This window comes from Acaryochloris marina S15, assembly GCF_018336915.1.
Lineage (GTDB): Bacteria > Cyanobacteriota > Cyanobacteriia > Thermosynechococcales > Thermosynechococcaceae > Acaryochloris > Acaryochloris marina_A.
This window is the reverse complement of the sequence record NZ_CP064923.1, coordinates 4348111-4370705: the sequence shown is the minus strand read 5'-3', so window position 1 is coordinate 4370705 and position 22595 is coordinate 4348111. Positions and strand designations below refer to the sequence as shown.

Here is a 22595-nt window from a genome sequence, read left to right as displayed (position 1 = left end):
GTAAAGTCATTTGATTTTTAGGTGTAGCTTGGGGAATACAGCTCAACTACTCGACATCATCTCCTAGTTTGGTCAGGGCGTTGGTCTGGATGACTTTTCTTTGAGAGAGATCCAGAAGACTCGCCATTTTCGTTCCATTTTTGACATACACCACCAGCAAGCGATTGCCAGTTAATGCTTGTAAGTTCAAAAGCTGACTGATATCCGTCAAGACTTCAACATACTGTTTGCCAAACGCATCTGAAATCGCGATAGTCCGGTGATCTCTGCTGTCTAGAAATTTGTCACCATTGGTATCCTTCTTTAGCACTTGATAAACAAAACGAGCCGTTTTCTTGATCTTTTTCTCTTCTGGGTTGGGGGCTTGTTCGTTGAGAGGATACTGTGTGGCTTCAAAAATAGTGTATTGATTCGTGTCGAACAGACTGTGAGACTCTAAAGAACCAGAATCCAAAAACACCAGATTGGCAATGCCGCCCCCCTTGCGTGAATAGAATTCAGAAGAGGATATGCGGGATTTGCCTGCTGTCACTTGCGCGATATTGGCGACTAGGTAAGGTGTACCTGGAATGGATTCAAAGGCATATAGGGCTTTGTCTGGCTTTGGATCGGTTGCTTGAGCTTGATCGTTAGAGAACCGCCTCACAATAGGGACTCGATCACAGGCCCAGAGCACAGGAGTGCTCATCAACACTAATAATACTGATGACCAGCCTTTAGAGATTACAGATGGCTTTATCATGCCGAAAAAATTTCTCACCCTATACCCAGCTTTTTGGGCATAATCTCATCTAACCTTGACTGATGTATTGATAAACATCACACCCAATGTTCAGTTGATGGGTATACAAGGTTAAGCCAAACCTTGAAAAATGCTCGCAAGATAAGGGTGAATTAAAAACGAATGCCTGCTGATTCCAACTCCACCAATGTTTTTGTCAGGATCTTTACTGTTCGTTGGCGTTGTTTCCATGACTTGAGAGAAGCAGGATAAATGGCTAACCAGTGATTAAACCCTTGATAGGTTGTACTGTTCTGGCAAATTAAGTTTTTCGTCGCCGGTAAATGTTTTTGCTGCAATATCTCAATGCAGTGTCTGATTTCATGGGATGAGGCAAACTCTAATTCAAAACCATCAACCGTTACTAATAAGTAGGGAAATCCTTTTGCAAAGATGCAGGGTGGGAAGGCGGGTTCATACTGATCTGCGTTCCTCCATTCTGTCGTTGGCGAAGCTTCAAGTACAGCTTTATGCACCCACCAACTCATTGGGCTGAATCTCCGCTGTGGGTGATAGATGATGTGCCATTTTTTCATGCTGAATCGTGCATCTGAACGTTCACCCTTTTGGGATGCCTAAGCTGCAATAAGCCTTCACTGAATAGGAATCCCAATGGATTGTCTCTGCTCACCTGGGGTTACCAAGTGTGTTGTTCCCAGTCTGACCATTGAGCTTTAACCTCCTCTAGTAACCATCCACCAAGGGTCGTTGAGTTTTCATGGGAAGCATAGACAATCCAGTCTAATTTGTCAGATGTCCAGTAGCCTTCATAGCCAGTGTACGCAGGGTCAAATAGAGAGATGTCTTGCTCGTATTCAATTCCGTAGTCACGCAGTTCCCAAATTCGAGTAATACCGTGAGCGGACAACTGATCTATCAGGCTGCAAGATCGGCAAAATTCTTCAAATGCGTCTGTGTCAAAGGCAGTGATGTTCGACAAGCTGCATGGATGGAGTGGATGCCAATAGGGGCCGGTGATTTGCCAACGGTTGCGAAGTTGACACCACTTCGTTTTGGACTCATCTGGGGACAAGACTCGCTGATAAGGTAAGGGCTGAACAGCCTGCAGTTGGGAATCTGAGAGGTCTTGAATGTAGGTGCAGAATGTTTCTCGTTCGTTTGAGACCGCATCGTCTACATTAATTCCAAACGTGGCCTGAGAAGTTTGGGGTGGCGGTTGCCCCATATTGGGATGCGGCAGGGTTTTTTGAGCGACTCTGCCGATTTGCAGGATGAGATCGCGAGTGGTTTCGATATTGTCCAGTTGATCGGCATCGAGGCGCTCAATTTCAGTGCGGATTATCGTGAGTATGTCTGAACGGGCATAGCTCTCTAAAAGCATCTGCTGATAGTTGTTCTGAGCACGAGGTATTGTTTGCCGTATTTCAGTCGTGTGTTGATACCAATAGTTTGATTGCGTTTGGCAGTAATGACGTGCTGCTGTATGAAGCGCTAGGTTGGCAAGCATGAGGGGAAACAAGTGAAAATGAAAAAGCTGATATTGAGACCCTAACAAAGCTTGATTAAGTATCTGTGTCTGCTATTCCATGGTGGTTAATCAACCAGTCGATAATCCGAAGTGCGTCAACAGCATGGGTAGACCAATGATGATGAAAGTTAAAATACCATTCCCAAAGGATGGCTTGACGCAGACTATCGGTTGTGGTGTTCCAGTGCAGCAGACCAGGCTTGAGATCTCGCCAAATATCGGCTAGATCATCTGACAAGGTTTGACATCCAGGATCGTCAGGCTCAAGCTCTCCAGGATCCAATATTTGCCAGTAGAGATTGTACTGATCAAATTTTGCCACTAGAGATCTGCCGATTTGTGAATACTCTTCGTGAGAAATATCACGGTTAAGACTTTCCCCAGTTGCTTCAACTTGAGGTAATGAAAGTGCTGCCAGATAAATGCGGGCAACCTGATAGCGAGCATGGTGAATGAATTGATCAGTGGCGTATTGTTCGCATGATTCGATCAACAAACAATAGTCGGCAGCAGCTTGGATAAATGAGGCAATAGGGGCAGCTACGCCAGATAATTTCAATCCACTTGATTCTAAATTGCTTGAATCCATTCTCGGATTTCGTATTCTGTCCAAATGCCATTTTTCCAGTAAGGGTCGGACTCGACTAGGTTACGGACTGTAGCCTCGTTTTCAGCCTCGTAGATGCCAAATACCATTTTGGTGTCTTTGGTCGGACCAATGGTGACTAGTGTGCCTGCCGCTTTCTGAGCGTTGAGACCATCTAAATGATCTTGGCGATAGGGTGCTCGCTTTTCTAACACGCCTTCGCAGTAACTGCCCCACATTACGTACTTCGCCATTTTGATGTTCTTCTCTAAAACTCTGTGGTGATTATAACGGGCGACCCGTATTTTCTGAGTCTTTTTGACTGAGGCTGTTGAACCCCCCTTAATTTTTGTACAATGCCCATCAGAACGTATGGGAATCTTGCATGGCATTAAGTGAGTTTCAGGTTTGCGATCGCGACCTCAGTACCGCCTTTCTTCAGGACTATCTCCAGGCAGATCGGATTGCGGTAGATACCGAAACCATGGGATTAAAGCCCCATCGTGATCGCCTCTGTCTGGTACAGATTTGCAATCCTGAAGGCCAAGTCACCGTGGTACGCATTGCCCAGGGACAAATGGATGCGCCCAATCTCAAGCAACTGATGGAAGCGGACAAAGTCCTCAAGGTCTTTCACTTTGCCCGGTTTGATATCGCCACGCTGTTGCATCACCTTGATATTGAAACCATGCCGATCTTTTGTACCAAGATTGCCAGTAAGCTGGTACGAACCTATAGCCCTCGCCATGGCCTCAAGGAGCTAGTGCGAGAGTTAGTGGGTGAAGAACTCGACAAGTCGGCTCAAAGCTCCGATTGGGGGAATGCTGAAAATCTCTCGGAAGAGCAGTTGAACTATGCATCGAATGATGTCCGTTACCTGTTATCTGCTCAGGCAACCCTCGTGAAGATGCTAGAGCGGGAAGACCGCCTCGAATTAGCCATGGCTTGCTTCCAGTGTCTACCCACCATCGTCACCCTTGACCTGATGCATTTTGACAATATTTTTGAGCATTAAGCCCTTGTGTATCTCCAGCAGCTTCACCTGATCCAATTTCGCAACTATGTCGCCCAGCAGGTAGAGTTCTCTGCTCCCAAAACCATTTTGGTGGGGCCAAATGCCCAGGGAAAGTCCAACCTATTAGAAGCAGTAGAGCTGCTCTCAACTTTAAAATCTCATCGGGTCAGCCGCGATCGCGACTTAGTTAAAGACGGTGAATCCCTCAGCCAAGTAACGGCGACCCTCCAACGAGAAAGTGGCCCTCTCGATTTGAGTTTGACTCTACGGGCCAATGGCCGTCGCACGGTTTCGGTTAATAGTGAAACGATTCGTCGCCAGCTCGATTTTTTGGGGCACCTCAATATAGTCCAGTTCTCCAGCCTTGATATGGATCTGGTGCGGGGAGGGCCAGGAGAGCGTCGGAATTGGCTAGATGCGGTGCTGGTGCAGTTGGAACCTGTCTATGCCCATTTGCTGCAGCAATATCAGCAGGTCCTCAAGCAGCGCAACGCCTATCTCAAACATCATCGTTCTGACGATGCCCCTCAGGTTGATCCTCAACAGCTAGTTCTGTGGAATCAGCAGTTAGCGGCGAGTGGTTCACGGGTGATTCAGCGGCGTCAGCGGATGTTGATGCGATTAGTTCCCCTAGCGGGTCACTGGCACCAAACTATTAGTGGTCACCAAGAACAGCTGGAAATCCTCTACACCCCTAACGTTAGCTACGATCCGCAATTTCCTGAGCAGCTCTATCCCCAGTTCCTTAGCCAACTGGAGGAAAAGTCGATGCTGGAGCAATTGCAAGGTCTATCCCTGGTTGGTCCCCATCGGGATGAAGTGACGCTCCTGATTAATGGCACCCCCGCCCGCCAGTATGGGTCCCAAGGTCAGCAGCGCACGTTAGTATTGGCTCTGAAGTTAGCGGAACTGAAGCTGATTGAGGAAGTAGTCGGTGAAGCCCCCTTACTGCTTCTAGATGATGTGCTGGCAGAGCTAGATCTCAATCGCCAAAACCAGCTTTTAGATGCGATTCAGACCCGCTTTCAAACCCTGATTACGACCACCCATCTAGGTGCTTTTGATGCCAAATGGTTAGACTCTGCCCAAATATTGACGGTGAAAGCAGGGCAGGTCCAGTTTTCAACCTAGCGCTATTCTGTAACTAGCACTGTTAGCGATGCTCTCAAGATGGTTCAAGTTCCCTCTAAAATCCTGACACTGGAAGAATTCCTAAGGTTACCGGAGACTAAACCGGCCAGTGAGTATATTGAAGGGCAGATCCTGCAGAAGCCAATGCCCCAAGGAAAATATAGCCGCATCCAAGGTGAGCTATTAGCTGCGATTAATGCGGTGGTTAAGCCGGAACGAGTTGCTTGTGCTTTTCCCGAGCTACGCTGCACTTTTGGCGGACGATCAACGGTTCCTGATATTGCAGTTTTTCTTTGGGACCGAATTCCTCTCGATAAAAATGGAGAAGTTGCGAATGCTTTTCCGCTTGCTCCTGATTGGACGATTGAAATCTTATCGCCTGATCAAAGTCATACCCGTGTGACGAAGAACATTATGCATTGCCTTCAGCATGGAACATTGATGGGCTGGTTGATTGACCCTGACGAAAAAACGGTATTTGTCTATCGTCCTAAGCAAGAAATAGAAATTTATGATGCGGCGCATGAGGTTTTGCTAGGGCCTGATTTTGCTAGTGGTCTGCAATTATCAGTTGAAAACTTGTTCGCTTGGTTGAAAATCTAGCGACAACTGTCCTCAATGAACAACTGGTTTTTAAATGATTTTTCAGCGTTAATGTCTTAGGAGTGTGACCAGTCAACTAATTGACCAGTCACGATCATTTGCTACGTTCGTCTATAAGGTTTCCGTCTCTATCACGTACTCTTTGACCTGCATGAATGTACCAATGCATGTGCTTAGCGGACTGATAAGAGCCAACATTGGTACCAATATGGCACCCACCGTATTTATCCTTGAAGTCAATTGCTAACTGGTGCATGACAGACATTAACTCTGACATCAACTCAGGGTTATGTGCTTCGGATGATGCCATGGATTCAATATGCGTTTTGGGTATTGCAACTATGTGGTGTTCCCAAAATGGACGAGTGTGATGAAAGGCTACAATATTTTCTGATTCATACACCTTGTTGACTGACAAATCTCTATTGATAATGTTTTCGCAATATCAGTCCATTGCATTAGCTCCGATTAATGTAATTCTTGTTACGTGGCTTTGCCTTACTATGGTGAAGATCTAGCGATAACTTCTCTAAATAAATAATTAATGTCTTGAGTTTGTAACTTAGACGTCTTTTAATATTTTTTTCTTGAGATATAAAGATCATCCCATACTAAGGTTTTAAATCCACTAAATAGACTGATAAATGCTGCTAAAAACATTGATTTTAGGGCAAATCCATAGAACATGATCGGGATAATTTTAGTCACATAGCAAATATAGGTAATCAATAAACAGACGGCCCCTGTAATTAAAGAAAATATGGCTGTAATAATTATTACAAGAGCTAGACGTAGACAGATTTCAAGTAAGTCATAAAGAATTTGGCATATTGAGTCTTTCATAAAGACACTATCCATTACGGTAAAGTGAGACTTCAATCAGTCAAGCATGGGTCTAATTCACTAGAAGCCTATATTATTGAGCGGTAAATACGAATCTGTAGCCAACATCATAAAAGGTGTGTTGGCGGAGATATCCATGCTTTTGATCCCATATTCCGGTCTCTAAATCTTTGCGTAGGTTGGATAACCCCTGCTCTAATTCATTCTCATTGAGCTTGGCAAATGATGAAATTCCGTTGCGAATATTGTGCTTCAGATACAGCTCGGGGCGTGCCCAACCGACCGCAGCAAATGAGTCTGATAAATCATGGGGTAAAGGGAAAGGAACGATATTCACAGCCCTATCCTTAATGGTTGCCATCTCAGCCGTTAACGTTGCAATGGGTAAAAAAGTAGACTGAACATCGGCAATAAACGAAGGGAAATACTCGGTTAGCCAAAAACTAGAAATGAGGTCTGGATCGTAGGTAAAGATAACCATCTGCCCTCCCCCGGTCACTCTGTGAATCTCTTGCAGCGCTTGCGAATAATCTGGGAAGTGGTGCAATGCCAAGATGATGATAGCTACATCTGCTGAATGAGAGGGCAATGACAGATGTTCAGCCTTTGCATCTATCCAGCGGACTGCCGGATGGACGATCGCCTGATTTCGCATTACTGTAGATGGCTCAACTGCCAGAACTTGATATCCATGCTCGGCCAGATACAGTGCATAAGACCCTGTACCTGCACCAATATCTACAATCGTAGAAGCCTGAAACGGCTCCAAAATTTCTAACAGTTTTGCTGCGATGCGTGGATCACTCTGCCTGGTTTGGGCGTAGGTTTTCCCAATCGTGTCGTAAAGCATGATGCTCTCTACTCCACCTGCCGAATACTAAACACAGTACAGGATGCCTCCATCAGATAGGTGCATTAGTAAACATTCGATTCTTTACGTACAAGATTGTGGAAATTGGCATTTTATTTGGTTGCAGCCTCTTTCCCTTTCCACCTACAATCGACGGCGTAGCACTGCTTGCGATCGCTCATGTGTCAGTTATTAGGGATGAACTGTAATGGGCCAACGGATATTTGTTTCTCCTTTGAAGGTTTCTGCGCCCGAGGTGGCAAAACGGACGATCATAAAGATGGGTGGGGCATTGCCTTCTTTGAAGGAGCAGCCTGTCGAATATTCCTAGATGACAAGCCTTCTGCCACCTCTGCCATTGCCAAACTCATTCGTGAATACCCGATTAAATCGACAAATGTTGTCGCTCATATTCGCAAAGCCACCATTGGTCCAGTGGGCCTAGAAAACTGTCATCCCTTTACGCGGGAACTGTGGGGGCGACATTGGGTATTTGCCCATAATGGGGACCTACCCACTCTGAAATCTGGAAGTTTAGGCACCTATCGCTCCGTGGGCCAAACGGATAGTGAACGAGCGTTTTGCTTGATTATGAATCAGCTCAGAGATAAATTTCCCCAGGAGCAACCACCCATGGAGGAGCTGTTCCCCGTGTTGCAAGAGATGACTCAGGCCATCGCCAGTCATGGGATTTTCAACTATTTGCTCTCAGATGGAAAACACCTGTTTGTGCACTGTTCCACCAAGCTTTGCTATATCGTCCGCCAGTCCCCCTTTGCGGCAGCACACCTAATCGATGAAGATCTGACCGTTGATTTTCAAGAGTTAGCAACACCTTGCGATCGCGTTGCCATTATCGCCACTACTTGTCTAACGGATAACGAAACCTGGACCACCATTCAACCCGGAGAACTGCTGGTCTTTCAGGATGGCTTACCGCTGATTTTTCAGGATGATTGGGCTTGTAAGGTCAGTCGTTATTGAGAGGAAACTCCAAGCGTATTGCTGAAATCAGCTGCTCGAACTCAGAGAGTGTAATAGGCTGGCGGTGCTCCACACATAAAACAGCAGGTTGGAACGGTAGCTGCATCAGCCATGGCCTCAAGGAGAAATCAGGCGGGGTTGAATGGGGGCCTTTAAGCTGAAGCTCTTCTGTGGGAAAGGGCCAGTTGGGTAAGAAGGCTTCCAAGTCGTAGCCACTATCAAGAAGATGTCCAGTATCCAGCAGAGTGGTAAAGACCTCGGGTTCTGCTAAGGTGTCCACGAGCTGACCGATTCGGTAGGGTTCGGTCATGGCTTCACACCGTCGCGGACTTAATGGCTCAATCATAATTTTGATGCCGAGGGTTTTGGCTTTAGCGGCGCAATGACTGAAAAAATCTAAGCAGCGCTCAAAGGGGGAATCAACCACATCACTACCAAATCCGCAGACGGTCACAATCCGAGGAACTTGGAGTTGAGCAGCAATCTCTAAAGTCTGGTGAACATGATGGAGGGCCTGCTGCCGATGCTGGGCATCTGGATGGAGGGGATGAACATCATGCATGGCATAGGCTTGGACTGCTGCGATCGGAATGTTGGCTTTCAGATAAGGCTCTAAATCCAAATGACCGGAGTTGGCAATCTCCAATGCAAGATGATGTTGGGCTGCCAGCTGTAACCGTTTATCCAAGGATGAGGCTGGCAGAGAGCTTTCGTTGTAAGCCAAGATGGGCGGCATTGATTATTTTTTATGGGGTAGTGAAAGAAGTCGATTGATTTCCACCTGCTGCTTTAGACCGATACATAGCAGTCTCAGCATGACCGAAAATCTGGCCGGGTTTTTCAAAGTGAGCCCCACCAAACTCAGTGCCAATACTGACATTTAGGGCAATTTCTTGTCCTTGAATGGGAAATGGCTGTTGAAGCTTGACCAAAATTTCCTTGGCGAATTGATGGACCTGATCTGGATCAGATGGCTTATTAATTAGAATGGCAAATTGGTCTCCACCGATGCGGGCAAGCATATCATCTGGATGAGTGAGGGCTTGTAGCCGCTTGACCAGCTCCTGCAATAATTCATCGCCAGCCTGATAGCCGAAAGATTGGTTGATCGTGCTGAAGCGATCGCAATCTAGATACAGCAACGCAAATTTGTATGCCTCATCCATCTTGGCTAGGAATAGTGACTGTTCTAGCCTGGTGAGCAATGAAGCTCGATTCGGAATTCCGGTAAGACTATCGACGCTACTCGTTTCTAAAATGCGGCTGTTGGCCAGATGGAGTTTTTGGTTTTGGTCAACCAACCACTCTTGCAGCTTGGCATTTAGGGCGACAACTTTTTCCTGGGCATCCTTCAGGGATAGCTGGTTATGGACTCTTGCTAGTACTTCTTCAAGTTGGAAAGGCTTAGTCAAATAATCTACGCCACCGACTTCAAATGCTTTGACTTTGTCTAAAGGGTCATCGAGAGCACTGAGGAAAATAATCGGAATATTAGCGGTTTGGGGATTTCGTTTGATCTGAGTGCAGACCTCATAGCCATTTAAGTCGGGCATGAGAATATCGAGCAAAATGAGATCAGGGGGAAGTGATTCCACAGATTGGATGGCCATCTCTCCACCGGTCGCTTTCCGGACGCTGTACCCTTGAATTGACAGCATATTGGAGAGTAACCGGAGGTTTTCTACGGTGTCGTCTACGATTAAAATTTCACTCGGTAAGACAGATGTGGCAGGACTAGCAATGTCTGAAATAGGATTGGCACGATATTCATCCATATTCTGGTCTAAATCGGTGTCGTGGGAGATCATGGGTGTGCCTTTTGTATGTGGAACGGGTGAATGGATTTAGGGCTGGGGAAACTTCGCTAATTGTGCCAATTGCTCAAATTGGTAATTCTCGACCAAGCAGGTCAAATCGTCAGCTATGGTCTGATGTTCAGGTGGGATTTGCTGGATCAATTTCAGCAGGAGAAGATCATTGCCCTGGTGGGCCCGCTGCCTGACTTCCTCAAGCCATGCAGTCGGCATTACCCTGAGTTGGTCTATGTTCAACTGCTCGGACCGAGTCGGCAACTCTTGTCCCTGTTCATCAGGATGTGAGTCGTGAACGACTGGAACATATTGCACTCCGAGATATTTTGTTATTTTTTCTAAAACCTCATTTTGCCGAAAAGGCTTACGGACAAAATCATTACAGCCTGCCTCTAGAATCTTTTGCTTGTTCTCTTCAAACACACTTGCGGTCAAGGCGATAACAACCGTGTTTTGCCCTTGTGGAGTGGCTTTGATCAGTCGCGTGGCATGGCAGCCATCCATCTCTGGCATCTGCATATCCATCCAAATTAAATGGGGTTGCCAGGTTTCCCAGATGGTTATGGCAGCTTGACCATTGGACGCCTCTTGCACTGAGAAACCGATCAAACTCAGCAATTCTGCCAAGGGTTTGCGGTTGGTTTGTTCATCATCAACGACTAATATGCGGAAATCCGGTTGATTGGGAGCCAAATTGACCGTCTGAAAGGTATGGTCATGGTCCTGATCTAACACTGTTTCATCAGCAATGGTTAAAGGAATATGGAAGGTAAAGGTTGAGCCTTGTCCTTCTTGACTGGTAACCGTGAGTTGTCCACCCATTAAGGTGACAAATTTTTGGCTAATACTGAGTCCTAGCCCAGTTCCTTCTCTAGATTGCAAGCCAATATTGCCCTGCTCAAAAGCATGAAATAGTTTATCTAAACTGGCCGCATCGATTCCGGGTCCGGTATCCGTGATGGTAAAAAACAGCGACTCTCTGGCTACAGAGATGCAAAGATTGATCTGCCCTTGCTGAGTAAATTTAATCGCATTACCCAGAATGTTAATCAAGACCTGGCGCAGCTTATTTTGATCGGCCTGAATATATCGAGGCACCAGGGATTGGCCTTGGAATGAAACTTGAAGCTGCTTAAGAGAGGCTTTGAGACTAAACATCTCTTCTAATTCAGAGAGCAGGTTATATAGATCAAAACTTGACTGATTGAGGTACAGTTGTCCGGCCTCGATTTTAGACATCTCCAGCACATCATTAATTAAGGTGAGGAGGTGTTTTCCGCTGCGATTAATCGTTTTGACATACTGGGTATGTTGGGCAGATAACAGGGTAGAGTGTTGCATCAGTTGGGCATAGCCCAGGATGGCATTCAAGGGTGTGCGCAGTTCGTGACTCATGTGGCTCAAAAAGTTACTCTTCGCCCGACTGGCTCTTTCCGCTTCCTCTTTTGCTTTTTTTAGAGCCTTGGCCTGTTTTTGAGAATGGGCTAATAACTCTGCTTGCTGAACGGCAACCCCTAGCTGCGTGCCGACTTGCGTCATGATTTGAATCGCGGATGGGCTCCACAAGCAAGGCGCGGTATTTTGAGTGGCGATGAGCAGTCCCCATAGATGAGAGCCATCGACGATGGGAACGACCAGATAAGCTTGAATATTTAACCGCTCTAAAACTTTGAGTGTATAAGGATCAAAGCCAACCTCTTTGATATCTGTGATGGTTCGACAGGTTACATTCTGACTGTGTTTTCCCAAGGCAACATCATATTGATAATTCTGGCCAAGGATCTGTTTAAGCCCTGATGGTGGTGTAATATCTACCGTTCGTGATCCTGCCTTTTGGGCTTTTAGCGCGATAATTGAAGGGCTGTCCTGACTCACGGATTCAGCGACTAATGTGCCAGTCCAATCGGATTTAAATTGGTAGACCAAGGTGCGATCGCAAGCAATAACGCGTCTTAATTCCTCGGTTGTATCGGCAAAAATGGTTTGTAATTCCAAAGTTTGCCGCATACGTTGGATGATGCCAGAGAAGGCTTGTTCTCGTTCGGCAGATTTCTGTAACTCGGCAGTCCGTTGCTGAACCAAGATTTCTAACTGGTCGTTCATGGTTCGGAGCTCAACTTCTGCCCGTTGTCGTTCCTGAATTTCCTGCTCTAATCTTTGATTCGTGATCAATAATGCATTGGTTCGCTCTTCTACTCGTTGCTCGAGTTCAGTATTGACCTGGCGCAACTGGGCTGCTAATTGTTTGCGTTCAGTAATATCTCGCCAACTAGAACGGCTATGGAGAATATTGCCCTCTGAATCTCGAACGGCCCGTACATTGAGACTAACGTCTAGCTTGCTGCCATCTTGGCGGTTGAGCTGTAATTGAGCATCTTGGACTGTTCCGGTTTCAGCAAAAGTATTAAATGCTTTCTCTGCTTCAGGGTGGCAATCTGGGTGGTACAGAGAAAATATAGATCCATTGAGAATGTCTTCTTTATTCAAGTCCAAGGCATGGCATAACGTCTTATTGCATTGCAATACCTGATGAGATTGAGCATCTACAGATGCATACATATCAGGGGCGTTGTCATATAGATCTTGGTAGTTTGCCTCGGATGCTTTCAGCTGATTAAAAGCCAGTTCCAGTTGGGTCGTCCGCTCATGGACGAGTTGTTCTAACTGTTTATTTAATTGCTGTAAGGCTGCTTTAGCCTGCTTGCGTTGATTAATATTTTGGATTTGAGAAATAAAGTAGAGGGGTTGCCCCTCGTTATCCCGCACCAGAGAAACGCTCAGTAAAATCCAGACTTCATGACCTTGTTTATGGATATATCGCTTCTCCATCTGGTAAGTGTCAATCTCACCTGCTAGCAATTGCTCAACATAGGTCAGATCTGATGCCAAATCATCGGGGTGGGTGATTTCTTGAAAGGTCAATGCCAGCAATTCTGATTCTGAATAGCCGACAATGCTACAAACAGATGGATTTACTCTGAGCCAATGCCCTGTTGGCGAAACCAAAGCCATGCCAATGGCTGCATATTGAAAAGCGCCTAAAAATCGAGCTTCACTCTCCACTAAGGACTGTTCAATCTTTTGTTGCTGGCTGAGATCTTTGCCAATCCCTAAAAAACCAGTCAATTTGCCAGTCTCATCATGCACCGCAGTGACAGATAAGCGAACCGGAAAACGGCTCTGATCTTTACGGATATACGTCCAGATGTTTTCGTCAGCAATGCCCAATCGAGCTTTGGCCACAAAGACTTCAAACCCTGGTTCAAGGGTATATCCGAGTTCCTGGGAGAGCTGTTGAGCTTGTTGTTCAATTTCTTGAGGGTCATGGATGAGCGCGGGAGTCACTTTGCCGATGATCTCTTCAGGCTGATAGCCAAGGGTGCGCAGAGCCACTGCATTGAAAGTTTGAATAATCCCTGCAGGATCGGTCGCAATAATAATGAAGTCAGCACTATCGAGAATGGCTTGTTGCCAAGCTATCGACTGTTGTAATTGAATCGTCACAGGCTTATTCGCAATATTGAGTTAATTTTCTCCTGCTATCAAGAAAATGATGTATTGCAGACATACTTAAATCAAAGAATTCCCAATTTAGAAGCCATTTAACCAAAAATTTCTGGAGAAATTATCTATGAAACTCTAGCTTATTCAGCAAGAATGCTAATAGCTATTGATCTTGATGATTTTGAGGGTCTATTCCATTTCTTCTTCTTCTCACTCATCAAGGATTTGCCTGGACGCTATTCAGGTTCTATGGGGTCACTTTGTTGAGTGAGAAGAAGCGGGATGCTCTCACTGAATGGTTGCGGAGTGGGAACAATAGCTAGGTCTAGTTTTGCGTTAAGATCTAATTCCTTCAGATATACAACTTTAGATTTCAAGTCTCACACTCCGTATCGACAGTAGTGAGATGGTCTTGAGTGCCTAAAGGTATGGGTGTTATCCGATACTTCTATGTGGTGCCTCTTATCTGTTGGTTACACAAGATACATTTTTTACCCAGTTGCTTATGTACTACTGGGATTGAAGGCAATCTGCTGAACACCTTTTTGGGCTGCAACTTACGGAAGTACAGCTATATTTTCCCTCCTTATTTATTGAACCCGATCATGACTGATACTTTGAATGTGCTTAAGTCCTCCTCCGCTTCTATTTTTCCTGGACAGCCTTGGCTCGTGGAAGAAAGGGATGCCTGTGGAGTTGGGTTTATTGCCCGTCCCCAAGCCAATCATGATTTGATTCAGCAAGCGTTAACTGGGTTGACCTGCCTAGAGCATCGAGGAGGATGTAGCGCCGACCGAGACTCTGGGGATGGGGCCGGAATTCTGACGGCAATTCCCTGGCAGCTCTTTCAACAATGGTGGTCTACTCAAGGTCAAACTCTACCGGATACAGAACAGGTGGGAGTGGGGATGGTGTTTTTGCCCGCCGATGCAGGGGCATTGGCTCAATGTAAACAGAGGGTGGAAGAGGTTGCGATCGCAGCCCAATTCCAAGTCCTAGGATGGCGACCCGTACCCATTAAGCCTGACCTTCTAGGCGAACAAGCCCGCGCCAATCAGCCCGATATTGAGCAGGTGTTTCTGGTCTCGCCCCATCTACGGGGTGATGAACTGGAACGCCAGCTCTATTTAGTGCGCAAGCAGATCGAGAAAGCGGTATCTGAAACCCAGGCAGAATGGGCGCAAGAGTTTTACTTCTGTTCTTTGTCCCATCGCACCATTATTTATAAAGGCATGGTGCGGTCAGAAATCCTGGGGACCTTCTATGGGGATTTGCAGAACCCGGACTATATCAGTTCCTTTGCTATATACCATCGTCGATTTAGTACCAATACCTTACCCAAGTGGCCCCTTGCCCAGCCCATGCGCTTTTTGGGCCATAACGGGGAAATCAATACCTTGCTCGGCAACGTCAAATGGATGGCGGCCCGCCAATCAGCCCTGAGCCATCCCCATTGGCAAGACCAGTTTGACGAGCTGCGCCCCCTGGTGAATCCGAACGCCAGCGATTCAGCCAATTTGGACAAGACGCTAGAGCTGCTAGTGCAGTCCGGGCGCAGTCCCCAAGAAGCGCTGATGATGTTGGTGCCGGAAGCCTATCGTAATCAGCCTGCCCTAGCGGATCACCCGGAAATCGTCGATTTTTATGAATACTACAGTGGTCTCCAGGAAGCCTGGGATGGTCCAGCTTTGTTGGCTTTTAGCGACGGCAAAGTTGTGGGAGCGGCCTTAGATCGGAATGGACTGCGACCGGCTCGCTACTGCACTACTCAGGATGGCACCGTGTATGTCTCCTCAGAAGCCGGAGCGATACCCATTTCCGAGGCAGAGATTGTTACCAAGGGGCGCTTAGGTCCGGGCCATATGATTGCGGTGGATTTAACGACCCACCAAGTGCAGACCAACTGGGAGATTAAAGCCCAAGTCGCCGCCGAACATCCCTATGGAGACTGGTTGCGATCCCATCGCCAACCCCTCACGGAACAACCTTTTCCCGAAGCGCCCCAGGCCGAACTCCAAACCTGTTTTCAGCAGCAGGTGGCCTATGGCTTTTCCCTAGAAGACGTGGAAATGGTGGTGCAGGCCATGGCCAAGGATGGCAAGGAACCCACCTTCTGTATGGGAGATGATATTCCCCTATCGATTTTGTCGTCGCGCCCCCACGTGCTCTACGACTACTTTAAGCAACGATTTGCCCAAGTCACCAACCCCGCCATTGACCCCCTACGGGAAAAGCTAGTCATGTCCTTGGTGACCCTCCTGGGTCGTCGCCGCAATTTGCTCGACCATGATCCAGAAGCCGCCCGTCTGATTAAGCTCAATTCTCCGGTGATTAACGAAACGGAATTGAGTGAGATTCGGGCCTCTGACTTTGGGGTGCAAACCCTCTCCACCTTATTCCCCCTCAGCCATGGTCCGGAAGGCTTAGCCACCGCCGTGCAGTCTCTGTGTGAGCAGGCCACCGCTGCCGTTCAGGCAGGACAGCAAATTCTAGTGATTAGCGATCGCCATACGCCCACTGGGGAGGCCACCTGGCTGAATGCTGACTATAGCTATATCCCACCCTTGCTAGCCGTGGGGGCGATCCATCAGCATTTAGTCAAGCAAGAGATTCGCCTGCAAGCTTCCCTTGTCGTGGAAACGGCTCAATGCTGGAGTACCCATCATTTTGCTTGTCTCATCGGATTTGGTGCGGCAGCCATTTGTCCCTATTTAACTTTCGAATCTGTCCGTCACTGGTGGTCAGATGAGCGGACTCAAAAGCTAATGGCTCGGGGTAAAATTCCGGCCATGACCATTGGTGGTGCCCAAAGTAACTACCGTAAAGCCGTGGAAGCGGGCTTACTGAAGATTCTTTCCAAGATGGGGATTTCCCTAATTTCTAGCTATCAAGGCGCTCAGATTTTTGAAGGGATTGGCATTGGACCGGAGTTGCTAGAGCTAGGATTTGCTGGCACCACCTCTCGGGTGGGGGGACTGACCATTGCTGAACTGGCTCAGGAAACGATGGCTTTCCACCAAAAAGCCTTCCCCGAGCTGGATATGAAAAAGCTAGAAAACTTTGGCTTTATCCAGTTCCGTCCCGGGGGTGAATACCACATGAACAACCCGGATATGTCAAAAGCCCTGCATAAAGCAGTGGCCGATAAGGACTATGACCATTACCAGGTCTACAAGCAGCAGTTGCTTAGTCGACCTGTGACGGCCCTACGAGATTTATTGGATTTTAAGAGCGATCGCACCGCAATACCCCTAACCGAAGTGGAGTCTGTAGAAGATATCGTCAAACGTTTTTGCACAGGCGGTATGTCCTTAGGAGCCTTGTCCCGCGAGGCCCATGAAGTCTTGGCCATTGCCATGAACCGCATGGGAGCCAAGTCTAATTCCGGTGAAGGCGGCGAGGATACGGTGCGGTTTAAGGTGCTCTCCGATGTGGATGCCAAGGGCAAGTCAGCCGTGCTGCCCCACTTACAGGGGCTGCGCAATGGCGATACGGCCAGCTCCGGGATTAAACAGGTGGCATCGGGGCGGTTCGGGGTCACCCCGGAATATCTCATGAACGCCCAGCAAATTGAAATTAAGCTGGCCCAAGGGGCAAAACCGGGTGAAGGGGGACAGCTCCCAGGGAAAAAAGTCAGTCCCTATATTGCCATGCTGCGCCGCTCCAAGCCGGGGGTAACGCTGATTTCGCCCCCACCTCACCACGATATTTACTCCATTGAAGATCTGGCCCAGCTGATTTTTGATCTACATCAGATTAATCCCCAAGCCAAAGTCTCTGTCAAACTAGTGGCAGAAATTGGCATTGGTACGATTGCCGCTGGAGTGGCTAAAGCCAATGCGGATGTCATCCAAATCTCCGGCCATGATGGGGGTACTGGAGCCTCTCCTTTAAGTTCGATTAAACATGCGGGCAGTCCCTGGGAACTGGGGCTAACAGAAGTGCATCGGGCCTTGATGGTGAACCAACTGCGCGATCGCGTTATCCTCCGAGCCGATGGGGGCCTCAAAACCGGATGGGACGTGCTGATGGCGGCCTTGATGGGAGCAGAGGAATATGGCTTTGGTTCCATTGCCATGATTGCCGAGGGCTGTATTATGGCCCGCATCTGCCATACCAATAACTGCCCGGTGGGGGTGGCTACTCAGCAAGAAAAACTGCGCCAGCGCTTCACAGGGCTTCCAGAGAATGTAGTTAACTTTTTCTACTTTATTGCGGAAGAAGTGCGAACACTATTGGCTCATTTGGGGTATCACTCTCTGAATGAACTGATTGGTCGAGCCGATTTATTGCAGGTGCGGGAAGACGCTCAGCTGACAAAAACGGCTCAGCTAAATTTAGATTGCCTGACCCAGCTTCCTGATACCCGCACAGACCGCAGTTGGCTGGATCATGGACCTGTTCATACCAATGGTCCCGTTCTGGATGACGAGCTATTGCAGAGCCCTGAGATTCAGCAAGCGCTCCGAAATCAAACGGCTGTGGCTAAAACCGTGGGAGTTGTGAATACGGATCGGAGTGTGGGGGCACGGATTGCAGGTGCGATCGCAAAACAATACGGCAATACGGGATTCACCGGCCAACTGAATCTCACCTTTGAAGGCAGTGCGGGCCAGAGCTTTGGGGCCTTCACCTTACCCAATATGACCCTCAACTTAGTGGGAGAAGCCAATGACTTTGTGGGGAAAGGGATGCACGGGGGAGAAATAACCATTAAACCCTCACCGGCAGCCACCTATGCCGCTGCTGACAATGTGATAATCGGCAATACCTGCCTCTATGGCGCGACAGGGGGCACCCTCTATGCCAACGGTAAGGCTGGAGAGCGATTTGCTGTACGCAATTCTCAAGGCCAAGCGGTGATTGAAGGATCGGGTGATCATTGCTGTGAATATATGACGGGTGGTGTCGTGGTCGTCCTCGGTGAGACAGGTCGCAATGTTGGTGCGGGCATGACCGGTGGACTGGCCTACTTCTTGGATGAAGACGGCAGTTTCCCCACCAAGGTCAACCCAGAGATTGTCCAAATTCAACGAGTCAATACTGAGGCAGGTGCCCAGCAGTTAAAGGCTCTGATCCAAACCCATGTGGACCATACGGGCAGCCCCAAAGGCAAAGACCTTTTGGAGCATTGGTCCGAGTATCTACCACAGTTTTGGCAGGTGGTTCCCCCCTCAGAAGCAGAGCGAGCTGAAGTGAGGGAAGGTGCACCGGAAAAAATGTTGACGTCAGCTTAAGTGGGCATAAGGTTTGGCAATCTGCCAGTGGAGTGCAGGGTTTATTCGGTACAATAATCCCCAACTCATCACCGTTGCGTGTGACCCACTCCTATGGCTAAGTCCAGCTTGTCTCTGGCCCTGACGGCGTCTGACCCTTTTGAGGTTGAAGACCAGAAAAAACGCCTACAGCCGGCTTTTAAGAAGTCATTGTCCTGGTTGCTAATGGGCTGTATCTCTCTGCCCATTAAGCTGCCGTTTCCTACCCCGTTTGACTGCAAAATGCCCCGCCAAGCCCCTACGATCCGTCGGCAGCCGCGACGGCGGCAGTCAGTGCCCCGGCCTGGGCCTGAACCCGTACTAGAAGTCCCCGCCCCCATCCCGCCTCAGAAATCAAGGCCTAATCCCATAGTGGGTGCCCAAGGGAACTTCTCTCAACTGATTTATGCAGAAGTCAATGATATTCGCCAGTCCTATGGTTTACAGCCCCTGCAGTGGAATGCAAACGTCGCCCATGTGGCCCGTCAGCATAGCCGGAATATGGCGGACCATAACTTCTTTAGTCATGCGGACCCCCAGGGCAATACGGCTTTGGAACGATTATTAAATGCAGGGGTGCCGTTCAATTTAGTAGCCGAAAACTTGGCCCTGAATGATAATGCACCGGATCCGGTATCCATTGCCATTAAAGGATGGTTGGATAGCCCAGGTCATCGGCGGAATATGCTTCGGGCCGAAGTGACCGATACGGGAGTAGGTGTAGTGCGTCAGGGCGAAGAATATTTCTTCACACAGCTGTTTATTCGGCGGCCTTGAGGGATACAAAGAGTCTAGATAGAAGGCTTAGAGAGACTTTCGTTAAGTAACATTGTTTGAAGTTTCCTCTCATTTTTGTCGAAGTGGCAAATGCACTGCTGTAAACTAAACTCGTTATAGGATCCTTGACTATACAGTTGTCTTTGAAAAGCACCCGACGCTAGCAGACGCCTGTTAACGTCAATTATTTTTTGGAGCTCTTATTCAATGTCTCACACAGTCAAAATTTATGACACGTGCATTGGATGCACCCAGTGTGTCCGCGCCTGCCCGACTGATGTTCTCGAAATGGTTCCCTGGGATGGATGTAAGGCTGGTCAAATTGCCTCATCTCCCCGCACAGAAGACTGTGTGGGTTGTAAGCGTTGCGAAACGGCTTGCCCCACCGACTTCTTGAGCATTCGGGTTTATCTAGGTGCAGAAACATCGCGCAGCATGGGCTTGGCTTACTAAGCGTTTTCGCTTTCATCGTAAATCTTGAGTCAATTTTGCTGTGTTGCATTTTTAAAAAGAGGGAGCCTCGGCTTCCTCTTTTCGTGTTTTAGCTATGGATTTGACGGCGGACGATATGAGCCAATCAAAGACGATTTGGGTAAATGAACAGCTCGATCCGGCTGGGTTAATGTATGCCTGTATTGCCTGTTGTGATGCCCAACATGCCCAAGACTGCCACACTTCTTTTCAAGACAATTTGACGGAGTATCAAAAGCAAGCAGGATGGGTGGCCCGTTTGAGAACCGTGGAGTCCTGGGATGATGTTCCCGCCTGCGCCCTGAAACTCAGCTAAGATGTCTGAAGTGTCGGGTCGCGCATAGGCAAACAGCATGGAAAACGGTCGAAACCGTGAAGATAAGGCTACCAAAATTCCTCAAACCCTAGCGGCAGAGTTGAGTAATAGTAGTCCGCCAACAGCATCGATGCGTCCAGAACATCTATCGCCTCCAGAAGATAGCCTTGAAGCAGACTCAGCGGTTGCTTGGTCGATTGAGGAAAGCGAAAAACTCTACCGGATTCGGGGGTGGGGAGAACCCTATTTTTCCGTTAATGCAGCAGGCCATGTGACGGTATCGCCCAAAGCCGATCGAGGGGGCTCTTTAGACCTGTATGAGCTAGTCCAGTCCCTGCAGCAGCGAGATATCCATGCTCCTTTGCTGATCAGGTTTTCAGACATTTTGGCGGATCGAATTGAGCGCTTAAATGCCTGTTTCGCTAAAGCGATCGCACGCTACAGCTATCCGGGGCGCTACCGAGGGGTTTTTCCCGTCAAGTGTAACCAACAGCGTCATCTAGTCGAAGATCTAGTTCGCTTTGGTCAGCCCCACCAGTTTGGATTAGAGGCAGGTTCCAAACCGGAATTACTAATTGCCATTGCCTCCCTTAAAACCCCAGGTGCATTGCTGATTTGCAATGGCTATAAAGATTTGGAATATGTCGAAACCGCCATGCTGGCCCAGCGTTTGGGGCATCAGGCGATTATTGTCATTGAACAATTAGAAGAAGTGGATCTAGTGATCGAAGCCAGCCGTCGGCTTCAGATTCAGCCCATTTTGGGGGTGCGGGCCAAGCTCAGTGCCAAGGGAATTGGTCGATGGGGAACGAGTGCGGGGGATCGCGCCAAATTCGGTCTCAACATTCCAGAAGTCGTGGCTGCCATTGAGCATCTGCGGGTCGCTAATCTACTTGATTCCTTACAATTGCTCCATTTCCATATTGGCTCTCAAATCTCAGCCATCAGTGTGATCAAAGATGCCCTGCGGGAAGCCAGCCAAATCTATGTCGAGCTGGCCCGATTAGGAGCCAACATGAAGTTCTTGGATGTGGGCGGTGGCCTAGGGGTTGATTACGACGGATCGAAAAGCAACTCGGCAGCGTCTAAAAACTACAACATGCAGAACTATGCCAATGATGTGGTTGCCGAGGTTAAAGAAGCCTGTGCTGAAGCGGATATCTCCGTGCCCACATTGGTGAGTGAAAGTGGGCGAGCCATCGCCTCTCACCAGTCTGTGCTGATTATGAATGTGTTGGGTAGTAGTGAAACCCTAGACCTGACGCCAGAACCGGCCCAAGCTGATGAACATCTGATTATTCGGAATCTCTGGGAAACCTATCAAACTATTGATGCCGAGAACTATCAGGAAGCCTATCATGATGCTTTGCAGTTCAAGGAAGAAGCGGTTAGTCTGTTTGGGTTTGGCTATCTGAGTCTGCAGGGGCGGGCCAGGGTAGAGCGATTATGTGGGGCCTGTTGTCAGAAGATACTTGCGATCGCACGGCAAGACGATGACGTTGCCGTTGACTTAGAAGATCTCGAACGTCGGATGGCGTCACTGTATTACACCAATCTTTCTGTTTTTCAATCTGCCCCCGATACCTGGGCAATTGGTCAGCTATTTCCGATTATGCCGATTCACCGTCTTGAAGAAGAGCCAACTCAAAGGGGCACTCTCGTCGATCTCACCTGCGATAGTGATGGCAAAATCGATCAATTTATCTACTCTCGCGACACAAAACCAATCCTGGAACTACATACCTTAAAGCCCAATGAACCCTATTACTTAGGGATGTTTCTAAATGGGGCTTATCAAGAGGTCATGGGCAATCTCCATAATTTATTTGGTGATACCAATGTCGTTCATATTGATCTAACCCCGATGGGGTACCACATTGCCCATGTGGTCAAGGGCGACACGATCACCGAGGTACTGGAATATGTCCAATATGACGCTGATGATCTGATAGAAGAAATTCGGAAACAGTCTGAAGCCGCATTGCAAGAACAGCACATCACATTACCAGAAGCCCAACTTCTCCTAAAAAATTATGAGCGTAGTCTCAGAGGCTATACCTATCTCAAGTCTTAAGACCAATTAAAATGTTGCAATGAAGACTTTGGCTTGTCCTCAGCTTGCAACATCGACTCATTCAAAATAGACCTTTCCTCCAAAGAAATATGGAGGAAAGGTCAT

At 47.9% G+C, this 22595-nt stretch carries 19 protein-coding genes; 9 read left to right on the top strand and 10 right to left on the bottom strand.

Annotation, left to right across the window (positions count from 1 at the left end; translation table 11 throughout):
- Positions 1-46: 46 nt before the first annotated feature.
- The 5 genes from I1H34_RS19945 to I1H34_RS19925 form a co-directional block, all read right to left on the bottom strand.
- Positions 47-688: a hypothetical protein gene (locus I1H34_RS19945; protein ID WP_249369421.1), complete on the bottom strand. Its 642-nt coding sequence runs from the start codon at positions 686-688 to the stop codon at positions 47-49.
- A 206-nt stretch (positions 689-894) separates the two neighbouring features.
- Entirely contained in the window at positions 895-1269 is a 375-nt protein-coding gene (locus tag I1H34_RS19940) for a hypothetical protein (RefSeq protein ID WP_249369419.1), read from the bottom strand.
- 149 nt (positions 1270-1418) lie between these two features.
- On the bottom strand, positions 1419-2249 hold the full coding sequence (locus I1H34_RS19935; protein ID WP_212662707.1) for a hypothetical protein: 831 nt from the start codon (positions 2247-2249) through the stop codon (positions 1419-1421).
- A 55-nt stretch (positions 2250-2304) separates the two neighbouring features.
- Positions 2305-2859, bottom strand: coding sequence for a DUF5063 domain-containing protein (locus tag I1H34_RS19930; RefSeq protein ID WP_212662706.1), 555 nt, complete (start codon positions 2857-2859; stop codon positions 2305-2307).
- Complete coding sequence (locus I1H34_RS19925) at positions 2841-3110, bottom strand: YciI family protein (RefSeq protein ID WP_212662705.1); 270 nt, start codon at positions 3108-3110, stop codon at positions 2841-2843. The genes I1H34_RS19930 and I1H34_RS19925 overlap by 19 nt, the downstream gene beginning before the upstream one ends.
- Positions 3111-3241: 131 nt before the next feature.
- Here I1H34_RS19925 and I1H34_RS19920 point away from each other — a divergent pair, with 131 nt between their 5' ends.
- Genes I1H34_RS19920 through I1H34_RS19910 form a run of 3 tightly spaced genes read left to right on the top strand, consistent with a single transcriptional unit; the run spans position 3242 to position 5605 of the window.
- Positions 3242-3871 (top strand): ribonuclease D, encoded by a 630-nt coding sequence (locus I1H34_RS19920; protein WP_212662704.1) that lies wholly within the window; start codon positions 3242-3244, stop codon positions 3869-3871.
- Between the two features lie 6 nt (positions 3872-3877).
- Positions 3878-5002, top strand: coding sequence for a DNA replication/repair protein RecF (gene recF, locus I1H34_RS19915; RefSeq protein WP_212662703.1), 1125 nt, complete (start codon positions 3878-3880; stop codon positions 5000-5002).
- Between the two features lie 39 nt (positions 5003-5041).
- Entirely contained in the window at positions 5042-5605 is a 564-nt protein-coding gene (locus I1H34_RS19910; RefSeq protein ID WP_212662702.1) for a Uma2 family endonuclease, read from the top strand.
- Between the two features lie 94 nt (positions 5606-5699).
- Here I1H34_RS19910 and I1H34_RS33115 read toward each other — a convergent pair whose 3' ends face one another.
- Together I1H34_RS33115 and I1H34_RS19900 are read right to left on the bottom strand one after the other, a co-directional pair.
- Positions 5700-6008: an HIT domain-containing protein gene (locus I1H34_RS33115; RefSeq protein ID WP_212662701.1), complete on the bottom strand. Its 309-nt coding sequence runs from the start codon at positions 6006-6008 to the stop codon at positions 5700-5702.
- A gap of 513 nt (positions 6009-6521) precedes the next feature.
- Positions 6522-7298: a class I SAM-dependent methyltransferase gene (locus tag I1H34_RS19900; RefSeq protein WP_212662700.1), complete on the bottom strand. Its 777-nt coding sequence runs from the start codon at positions 7296-7298 to the stop codon at positions 6522-6524.
- A gap of 180 nt (positions 7299-7478) precedes the next feature.
- On the opposite strand from I1H34_RS19900, the gene I1H34_RS19895 reads away from it, so the two are divergent.
- Positions 7479-8282 (top strand): class II glutamine amidotransferase, encoded by an 804-nt coding sequence (locus I1H34_RS19895; protein ID WP_212662699.1) that lies wholly within the window; start codon positions 7479-7481, stop codon positions 8280-8282.
- Here I1H34_RS19895 and I1H34_RS19890 read toward each other — a convergent pair.
- From I1H34_RS19890 to I1H34_RS19880, 3 genes are read right to left on the bottom strand one after another with little or no spacing between them, the layout of a single operon-like run.
- A complete protein-coding gene (locus I1H34_RS19890; protein ID WP_212662698.1) occupies positions 8269-9018 on the bottom strand; it encodes a sugar phosphate isomerase/epimerase family protein in 750 nt (249 codons plus the stop codon). The genes I1H34_RS19895 and I1H34_RS19890 overlap by 14 nt on opposite strands.
- Positions 9019-9028: 10 nt before the next feature.
- Positions 9029-10090: a diguanylate cyclase domain-containing protein gene (locus I1H34_RS19885; protein ID WP_212662697.1), complete on the bottom strand. Its 1062-nt coding sequence runs from the start codon at positions 10088-10090 to the stop codon at positions 9029-9031.
- Positions 10091-10126: 36 nt separating this feature from the next.
- Positions 10127-13597, bottom strand: coding sequence for a PAS domain S-box protein (locus I1H34_RS19880; RefSeq protein ID WP_212662696.1), 3471 nt, complete (start codon positions 13595-13597; stop codon positions 10127-10129).
- 605 nt (positions 13598-14202) lie between these two features.
- Between I1H34_RS19880 and gltB the strand changes: the two genes are divergently transcribed.
- The 5 genes from gltB to speA all read left to right on the top strand — a co-directional run bounded on the left by gltB (position 14203) and on the right by speA (position 22490).
- Entirely contained in the window at positions 14203-18834 is a 4632-nt protein-coding gene (gene gltB, locus I1H34_RS19875; protein WP_212662695.1) for a glutamate synthase large subunit, read from the top strand.
- 93 nt (positions 18835-18927) lie between these two features.
- Complete coding sequence (locus I1H34_RS19870; protein WP_212662694.1) at positions 18928-19629, top strand: CAP domain-containing protein; 702 nt, start codon at positions 18928-18930, stop codon at positions 19627-19629.
- A 207-nt stretch (positions 19630-19836) separates the two neighbouring features.
- The gene (gene psaC / locus I1H34_RS19865) at positions 19837-20082 is read left to right on the top strand and encodes a photosystem I iron-sulfur center protein PsaC (protein ID WP_212662693.1); all 246 of its coding nucleotides are present in this window, start codon (positions 19837-19839) and stop codon (positions 20080-20082) included.
- 94 nt (positions 20083-20176) lie between these two features.
- Positions 20177-20416 carry a hypothetical protein gene (locus tag I1H34_RS19860; RefSeq protein ID WP_315874846.1) on the top strand — a complete coding sequence of 80 codons (240 nt, stop codon included), beginning with the start codon at positions 20177-20179 and terminating at the stop codon, positions 20414-20416.
- A 130-nt stretch (positions 20417-20546) separates the two neighbouring features.
- Positions 20547-22490, top strand: a complete 1944-nt coding sequence (gene speA / locus I1H34_RS19855) for a biosynthetic arginine decarboxylase (protein ID WP_249370193.1) — start codon at positions 20547-20549, stop codon at positions 22488-22490.
- Positions 22491-22595: the final 105 nt, after the last annotated feature.

What these genes read in the sequence shown, in the direction of transcription:
- I1H34_RS19945 (WP_249369421.1), bottom strand. Translation starts at nt 688, where the DNA reads ATGAGCACTCCTGTGCTCTGGGCCTGTGATCGAGTCCCTATTGTGAGG.
- I1H34_RS19940 (WP_249369419.1), bottom strand. Translation starts at nt 1,269, where the DNA reads ATGAGTTGGTGGGTGCATAAAGCTGTACTTGAAGCTTCGCCAACGACA.
- I1H34_RS19935 (WP_212662707.1), bottom strand. Translation starts at nt 2,249, where the DNA reads ATGCTTGCCAACCTAGCGCTTCATACAGCAGCACGTCATTACTGCCAA.
- I1H34_RS19930 (WP_212662706.1), bottom strand. Translation starts at nt 2,859, where the DNA reads ATGGATTCAAGCAATTTAGAATCAAGTGGATTGAAATTATCTGGCGTA.
- I1H34_RS19925 (WP_212662705.1), bottom strand. Translation starts at nt 3,110, where the DNA reads ATGGCGAAGTACGTAATGTGGGGCAGTTACTGCGAAGGCGTGTTAGAA.
- I1H34_RS19920 (WP_212662704.1), top strand. Translation starts at nt 3,242, where the DNA reads ATGGCATTAAGTGAGTTTCAGGTTTGCGATCGCGACCTCAGTACCGCC.
- I1H34_RS19910 (WP_212662702.1), top strand. Translation starts at nt 5,042, where the DNA reads ATGGTTCAAGTTCCCTCTAAAATCCTGACACTGGAAGAATTCCTAAGG.
- I1H34_RS19900 (WP_212662700.1), bottom strand. Translation starts at nt 7,298, where the DNA reads ATGCTTTACGACACGATTGGGAAAACCTACGCCCAAACCAGGCAGAGT.
- I1H34_RS19895 (WP_212662699.1), top strand. Translation starts at nt 7,479, where the DNA reads ATGTGTCAGTTATTAGGGATGAACTGTAATGGGCCAACGGATATTTGT.
- I1H34_RS19890 (WP_212662698.1), bottom strand. Translation starts at nt 9,018, where the DNA reads ATGCCGCCCATCTTGGCTTACAACGAAAGCTCTCTGCCAGCCTCATCC.
- I1H34_RS19885 (WP_212662697.1), bottom strand. Translation starts at nt 10,090, where the DNA reads ATGATCTCCCACGACACCGATTTAGACCAGAATATGGATGAATATCGT.
- gltB (WP_212662695.1), top strand. Translation starts at nt 14,203, where the DNA reads ATGACTGATACTTTGAATGTGCTTAAGTCCTCCTCCGCTTCTATTTTT.
- I1H34_RS19870 (WP_212662694.1), top strand. Translation starts at nt 18,928, where the DNA reads ATGGCTAAGTCCAGCTTGTCTCTGGCCCTGACGGCGTCTGACCCTTTT.
- psaC (WP_212662693.1), top strand. Translation starts at nt 19,837, where the DNA reads ATGTCTCACACAGTCAAAATTTATGACACGTGCATTGGATGCACCCAG.
- I1H34_RS19860 (WP_315874846.1), top strand. Translation starts at nt 20,177, where the DNA reads ATGGATTTGACGGCGGACGATATGAGCCAATCAAAGACGATTTGGGTA.
- speA (WP_249370193.1), top strand. Translation starts at nt 20,547, where the DNA reads ATGCGTCCAGAACATCTATCGCCTCCAGAAGATAGCCTTGAAGCAGAC.